4 protein-coding genes and 3 pseudogenes are annotated in these 6,982 nt (G+C 67.5%); 5 read left to right on the forward strand and 2 right to left on the reverse strand.

Annotated elements, in window-relative coordinates; translation table 11 throughout:
* The first annotated feature begins 189 nt into the window (after positions 1–189).
* Positions 190–1,001 (forward strand): annotated as a pseudogene (locus tag AB0M67_RS34155) (nucleotidyltransferase).
* A gap of 122 nt (positions 1,002–1,123) precedes the next feature.
* On the opposite strand, the gene AB0M67_RS34160 reads toward AB0M67_RS34155, so the two are convergent.
* Positions 1,124–1,519, reverse strand: a complete 396-nt coding sequence (locus tag AB0M67_RS34160; RefSeq protein ID WP_365751462.1) for a DUF6188 family protein — start codon at positions 1,517–1,519, stop codon at positions 1,124–1,126.
* A 147-nt stretch (positions 1,520–1,666) separates the two neighbouring features.
* Between AB0M67_RS34160 and AB0M67_RS34165 the strand changes: the two genes are divergently transcribed.
* The 3 genes from AB0M67_RS34165 to AB0M67_RS34175 all read left to right on the forward strand — a co-directional run bounded on the left by AB0M67_RS34165 (position 1,667) and on the right by AB0M67_RS34175 (position 4,328).
* Positions 1,667–1,951 (forward strand): hypothetical protein, encoded by a 285-nt coding sequence (locus AB0M67_RS34165; RefSeq protein ID WP_365751463.1) that lies wholly within the window; start codon positions 1,667–1,669, stop codon positions 1,949–1,951.
* Positions 1,952–2,135: 184 nt separating this feature from the next.
* Entirely contained in the window at positions 2,136–2,606 is a 471-nt protein-coding gene (locus AB0M67_RS34170) for a DIP1984 family protein (protein WP_365751464.1), read from the forward strand.
* Between the two features lie 783 nt (positions 2,607–3,389).
* Positions 3,390–4,328: a MerR family transcriptional regulator gene (locus AB0M67_RS34175; protein ID WP_365751465.1), complete on the forward strand. Its 939-nt coding sequence runs from the start codon at positions 3,390–3,392 to the stop codon at positions 4,326–4,328.
* A 657-nt stretch (positions 4,329–4,985) separates the two neighbouring features.
* Here the strand turns inward: AB0M67_RS34175 and AB0M67_RS34180 are convergent.
* Positions 4,986–5,824 (reverse strand): annotated as a pseudogene (locus AB0M67_RS34180) (transposase); the annotation flags it as partial.
* A gap of 692 nt (positions 5,825–6,516) precedes the next feature.
* On the opposite strand from AB0M67_RS34180, the pseudogene AB0M67_RS34185 reads away from it, so the two are divergent.
* A pseudogene (locus AB0M67_RS34185) lies at positions 6,517–6,982 on the forward strand (hypothetical protein); the annotation flags it as partial.

Below are 6,982 nucleotides of genomic sequence, written 5' to 3' on the forward strand. Positions count from 1 at the left end.
CCGGAGTATCGGAGCCCCGGAGCCTTCCGAGCCGGCGAACGTGCCCCTCACGTGATCGCCCGGACAAGTCCTGACTGGCGCGGCCGAGCGGACGCTCGGTTCGACGCCGGCCGGGGGAGGGTCAGGGGTCTGTGCCACCACCTCAAAATCGGCTCGGCAGCACATGGCAGCACACGGCACAGTGACCATATGAGCGAACAAGGGCTGGCCCACGACGGAACGATTGCGCGCGAAGGTGCACTGGACCGAGTCCCGGCCGCGTTCACCCCCGTTATCGATGCCGCCCGCACTCAGCTCGCCGAGACGTTCGACAACACGCGGCTGCACAGCGCTTACATCTACGGCAGCATCCCTCGCGGCACCGCCGTCCCTGGAGTCTCCGACCTCGACCTTCAGCTCGCCCTCCACCACGAGCCCACCGAAGCCGACCGCTCCGACGCCACAGCGTGCGAAGTCGCACTGGACCACGCGTTCCCCCAGATCGACGGCGTCGGCATCCTGCTGACCAGCACACGCGCTCTGCTGAGCGATCTCGAACGCCACGATGCAGGGTTCTTCATCGCCTGCCTGTGCACCCCGCTGCTCGGCCCCGACCTTGCCGAACGACTTCCCCGCTACCGGCCCACAACCGTGCTCGCCCGCGAAACGAACGGCGACCTTGCCCTCGCGCTGAAACGCTGGCGCACCCGAGCAGCCGAAGCCGCCACGGACGCCGACCGCCGGACCCTCAGCCGCGCCGTCGCGCGTCGTATCGTGCGCACAGGATTCACTTTGATCATGCCCCGCTGGGTCGGCTGGACCAGCGATCTCGACGAGTCCGCCGAACTTTTCGGCCGCTACTACCCCGAGCACGCAGACCACATGCGCACCGCCGCGACCATCGGCCGCGCTCCCTCAGCCGATCCGGCAGTACTCAGCACACTCATGACGGCCTGGGCCTCTGGCTCGCCGCCGAATACACAGCCGTGCATGGCGAGAAGACACCCCGTCCCGCCCCATGACCACGCACGTGCCGACGCATGGTGGTCAGCCGGTGGGCCCCGTTCTTTCGCCCAACTGAGCGGATTCCAGAGGTCGTCGCAACACAGGTTGAGTGCCGCGACGGTGTCGGTCGCGGCGGTGATCAGTGTTGCCAGTCGGTTTCGCCGCCTGGGCCCACCAGGACGGGATCGATTCCCGAGCCGGTGAGGTTCCACGACTCGTAGTCGGGGTCTGGCTCGACGCTGAGCCGAGTGCCGTCATCGAAGCCGAGCGACAGGGTGCCTTGCCCGGTGACCGCGGTTTCGGTGACGACCCTGGCGAACAAGCCGAGTAGCGGCGCCAAGGACGGTCCGGTGGCCGGCGTCAGAAGGGCATGGTGGCCGGAGGCGTCTGTGAGGGTGAACGGTGTCTCGATGACGAGCTCACCATCGACGCGGATGCGGCCGTCTGGGGCCTGATCGGTGAAGCTGATCCTGACCTGGTGATCGAAGGCAGTGCGCGTGACACGAGTGCCGACCAGCTCCGCAGGTACCTTCACCGTTCCCCCTGCCGCAGTTCTGCCGTGTTTCGTCGGCTCCAGTGAGCCTTGAGCAATGTGGAAGCGTACTCGCGCCCCAGCCATCACAAGAAGGGCACCAAGCCCAGACGCGTCGCTGGTGAACAACCCACGTGACAGTCTTCCCCCATGGCCTTGGAGACTTGGGAACACGACGGCGACCACTACTGCCTGCAGTCGACCTATGTGAAGGGCGACGAGGCGTGGTACTTCGAGCTGAGCGAGGCCCGCTCCGCCCCTGCCGTCCGGACGGCCGGCCCCCGTCACGACGGCTTCCTGCCAGGTCCTGCGGCCGTCACCGTCATCGCCCATGACCCAGAGGTGGAGAAGCCGCCCTACGTCCACTTCGACGGCAACCAGGCACTCCCGTTCAACGTGCTCCACAACGTTGGTCGCCACGAAACTGGCCAATGATGACACGCAGCCGCCGAACTCTGACTGATGAAAGAGCAGTCGACTGACGTCAAACGTCAAGCTGAGCGGCTGTCCGCTATCACCCAGTGGCTGGTCAGGGCTCTGGCGGAGCAAAATCCAGATGCGTTTGGGCCGGTTCGCACTCGTATACTCGTGCGACCTCATGGAGGGGGAGGCGGAGACAGTGAAGCTTGCTGAGGCGCTGGCAGAACGTGCGGAGGCGACGCGCCGTGTAGAACAACTGCGAGCGCGTGTCGTCAGCAGTGCGCGGTACCAGGAAGGGGAGACACCCGCCGAGGATGCGGCTCAGCTGTTGGCTGAGGCCGATGAGGTGCTGGACGCTCTGGAAAGATTGATCCGGCGGATCAACCGGACCAATGCCACCGCGGAGATGGGTCCGGACGGCACGCTCACCGATGCCCTCGCACGCCGGGATGTCCTGCGGTTGCGTCACTCTGTGGTCACCGCGGCGGCGGACGCGGCGGTGGGTAAGGGCGAGCGGGGATACGGCCGGCAGCTTCGGTCCGAGCTGATGATGCTTTCCGCGCTTCCGGTCGCAGAACTACGCGGTCAGGCGGATGCGCTCGCCCGGGAGATCCGCGAGGTCGATGTGCGGATCCAGCGTACGAACTGGGAGGTCGATCTGCTGGACTGAGTAGTCCAGCAAGCTGGGACGATGTGGAGCAGGTAGCAGCTTCGGAGGCGTGCACACACCGAGGGCCGGCGGTTTTCCAGCCCACTCCTGGCGCGTGAGGAGCAACGCGGGGGTTCGACTCCCCATCAACACAGTGCAGCTCAGCACCGCGTACAGGTAACAGTGCACATCGCACAGCACATCACCACGTGCAGATCCAGGCGGCGAGGGCGGGTTCGGGGCTTTCCACATCGCAGCACCATGGGGAACGGCGATCTCCGGCGGACGCTGTTGGCGATTGTGGTGGTGCTCCTGCGTCTGTCGCGAACGAGACTTCCGCGATAGGGGAGCTCGGTCGCCGCACGTTTTCCGACCCTGCCCCGGTCGCGGCACGTGCCGACCCGGGCCCTGACGGCGACAGCCTCGCCGGCTACGTTTCCAGATAGAGCTCGAATCGGGATGCTACGAAGCGTGATTGAAAGGCATCGCAACTTGAACGGCGTGACCACCCGTCGGCCTCTCCGGCTCTGCCGCATTCCAGCGGCGCCAGCGCGACGGACCCGTGCCATCAACCAAGCTGGGCACGAGACCCAATGGGAGCTTGGCTTCGTCAACGTGCAAGGACAGCGTTTGTCGACGAGTCTCAACGGTGATCAGTGGCCAGGGAGCCCGCGAGTGTTCACGGGAAATGACGGCACTTCGGGAGATCTGCGATCCCTGTCGGGACTCTGAAGGCGCGGTTCGTTCAACCGGAGGGCTTAACCGCTTGTGTCTCCAGTAGGGGGAGACAGCAGGGTGGAGCGCATGAACGGCGACGCGCTCTACGCGATTGGTGACCTTGCCCGGCGAACCGGGCTGACGGTGAAGACCATCCGGTTCTACTCCGACGCGGGAATCGTGCCGCCCACCGACCGAAGCCCGGCCGGCTACCGGCTCTACGACATCGACGCCGTCACACGTCTCGATCTCGTGCGCACCCTGCGCGACCTCGGGCTGGACCTTTCCGCCATCAGGAAGGTCCTCGACAGGGAAGTCTCCGTCCCCGAAGTGGCTTCAGCGCATGCCGATGCCCTGGACGTGCAGATTCGTACGCTCCGTCTGCGTCGATCCGTACTGAGAGCGGTGGCCAAGCGTGGCCCTACACCTGAGGAGCTGGATCTCATGCAGAGACTCGCCAAGCTTTCCGACAGCGAACGGCAGCGGCTGGTGACCGACTTCATCGATGACACCTTCGGCGGCTTTGACGCCAACCCGGAGTTCGTGGCCATGATGCGGTCGGCCATGCCCCAACTCCCCGACGATCCGGCGCCCGAACAGGTCGAGGCGTGGGTCGAACTCGGGGAACTCTGCCAGGATACGGACTTCCGGGCAGCCGTCCGAAGGATGGCCGAACACCAGGCGGCGGAACGGGCGCAGGGCGACACGACCGGCCTGCATCATGATCTGACCACCGCGGTGTGTGAGCAGGTCGGCGAAGCTCTCGCGGCAGGAATCCAGCCGACGTCGAACCAGGCGACGCCGGTTGTCGATTCCCTCGCCGGTCTCTATGCCGAGACTTTCGGACGCGCCGACGATGCCGATCTGAGGCACTGGCTCGTCACCCGGTTGGAGACCGGCGCGGACCCCAGGGCGGAGCGCTACTGGCAGCTTCTGTCGACCATCAACGGCTGGCCGGTACCGCCTGCTCTCGCGCCGGTCTTCAGTTGGTTCATCACCGCTCTGCGCTCGCAGTTGAGCCGATAGCACGCCGCGCAGCCCCGGACGGCTTGTGAATGTCGACGGGAAATGACGGCGCTGCCGTGCCTCGAACGCGGGATGGCCAGGGGCCCGTCAGGGCGGTTGGCCATCGAAGCTGGTGGTAGCGGGCGGAGGTCGGAGCGTGATTCCGTCGGAGGTCTTGGGAGTGGAGCGTTGCAGGGGGCTTTGTTCTGGAGCACGCCTCGCCTCGACGGCGGCTAACGCCGGCGCAGGGGCAGGGGCAGGGAACGGGAAGGGAGCGGCCGACGGCGCCCCAACCGGACCGAGGTGGTCGTTGACACCGGCGAACGACGTTGAGGCGGTCTTCCCGGCGCCCTGTGAACCGGTGGCCTGGACGGGCCCGTCACCGCCATCGGCGAAGGCGGCGCCGGTGCCACCGAGCAGGATGCCGGCGGCGAGGACGGACGCGGTCAGGGCGGAGCGCATCACCGCGATTACGGCACCGCCAAGATCGCCCACAATGCTTGCTGCCCCGGCCTACACCAGACACGGACCGGCAGCAGCCGTGCTGCCGGCGAGCTCTGGCAGGCCATGCGCCTTCGGATACTCCTCGGGCCGTCATCGCGCGGCGGCGTCCGCCGACTCGACACCGGCCGTGGCAGTAGGGCCTGTATTGAGTTGTGATCACTGAGTGGTTCGCTCGGCGTCGTGGGTGACAGGTCGACCGCCGCGTCGGCCCTTCTTCTTCCGGTTGGCCGCCTCGTCCGTCTTCTCCTGGTTGACCGCCTTGATCCCGCGTTCACGCAGGTGGGCGCGGTTGCCGCGGGAGGAGTATGCCTTGTCTTCGGCGACCGCGTCCGGTCGGGTGCGGGGGCGCCCGACGGGCCCGCGGACTCGCACTTTGGCGAGCGCGGGGATGAACTGCGGGCTGTCCGCGGCCTGGCCGGCGGTCAGAGTCAGAGCCAGGGGCCGGCAACAGCGGCCGGCAGCCAGGTGGATCTTGCTGGTCTGTCCGCCTCGCGAGCGCCCGAGCAGAGCGGCTTTCAAACGGAGCCTGCGCCGCCGCCGGACGCGCCGCCGTTCGGCCCGGCCGGGATCGCGGACGTCGCTCTGCCCGCCTTGTTCCTCCGCGCCATCCTCTCTCGCCGGGCCGCCTTGGCCCCGACGGCGGCCTTTTCCAACGCGTCCAGGACGCGCTCCTCCGAGCGCATCCCGGCCGCGTCGTGGTGAGCCCGGACAGTCGTGGAGTCCACGCCGACCAACGACAGGTCCACCCGGCCCCGTTCGGCCGCCTCGGCGATCACCCCCTCCAGCAGAGCCTCGAAGACTCCGACGTCCCGCCACTGCCGAAACCGGTTGTGCACGGTGGACCAGGCACCGAACCGGTCCGGCATCTCTCGCCATTGCGCTCCCGAGCGGAACTTCCAGATCACGCCCTCGAACTGCTGCCGCAGCCGCTCGGGATACGGCCCGTACTCGCCGACCGGCAGAAACGCCTCGACGAACCCCCACTCCTCGTCCGTCAGTTGCGCACGCGTCATGAGCACCGGACTACCGGAACCACCTGTCTCCTCACGAACTGAGTACCGAGAGCGCTGGCCGGCCGCCTGGCCGGGCCTGAGCCCGTCCGCACGGGGCCGGCTACCCGACCGAGGCCCGTCCGGCCAGCGGTACGGGCGTGGCCTCAGCTGCCAGCCTGCGTTATAGATGCATGCTGAGTTTCCTGCCCAGCCCTGCCCACAGCCCCGCTGGCAAAGAAGACTCCTTGGCCGTTCCTGCTGAAGCCTCAACAAGGCGAAGCCCGGACACCGCTTCCTGAACTATGTGGCCTGCCGGCAACTGCGGGCACGCGATGAGGGTGTTGCCCTCCAACAGAGGCAGGAACGGTGCTCGGCACGATGAGCACTGTGACAGCAGCTTGTGCTGCCGATGCCAGACCCGATCCGGGGAGACACACGTCGGTTCGGAACGACTGTGCTCGATGTGTGCGAAGTGCTGCGGGAACTGCGGCCGAAAACCCGCATCCCATCTGGACGGGCAGCCACACGGCCTGTGTTCCACGTGCCGGTGCGAGTGCCGGCGCTGCGGCCAGTTCCTCTCGGCAGCCGACCGCGAAGCCGGGCGCGCGGACTGCCAGACCTGCGCCACGCCGCTGGTCGGGCCTGGGGCCGACCCGGCGGAATTCGTTCTGCGCCGCCTGCCCCGCCCCCTGCTGGACGCGATGCAGAGCCGGGTGTCCGCCACCGTGTACCAGACCGTTCTCGCCGAGTTGACGCGACGCACCCCGCAACAGCTCACAGACCGTGTCGAGCGCCGCTGGTACGGGCGCTGGGCCCGCGCACTGCGTGACAAGGACGAGGACGGGCGACTTCGCTGGAGCGCAGACGAGATCGCTCTGCAGCTCCTGGCCTCCGCGGCCTGCCCGGTCGCCCAATGTGAAGACGGCATGCTCCACAACTCCGACCAGGCATGCCAGCAGTGCCGACTGCCTGAGCACCGCTTCATCGCCGCCACTGGCTCTGTGTCGAGCGACCGGACCCGCAAAGCCGCTCTCGCCACATGCGCGAGGCAGTGCAGGCCAGCCCGCACCGAACCGGGGCCGGTGCCGGCCGCCGCGCGACACGTTTTCCCTGACCTGCCGATCCGGCCTCCATGGTCCAGGCCACGGCGGCGTAACGCCGGTTACCTGCAGGGCATTA

Origin of the sequence: Streptomyces sp. NPDC051662 (assembly GCF_040681655.1) — a bacterium.
Lineage (GTDB): Bacteria > Actinomycetota > Actinomycetes > Streptomycetales > Streptomycetaceae > Streptomyces.

Coding starts and splice junctions, on each gene's coding strand:
- AB0M67_RS34165 (WP_365751463.1), top strand. CDS start 1,667: ATGGCCTTGGAGACTTGGGAACACGACGGCGACCACTACTGCCTGCAG.
- AB0M67_RS34175 (WP_365751465.1), top strand. CDS start 3,390: ATGAACGGCGACGCGCTCTACGCGATTGGTGACCTTGCCCGGCGAACC.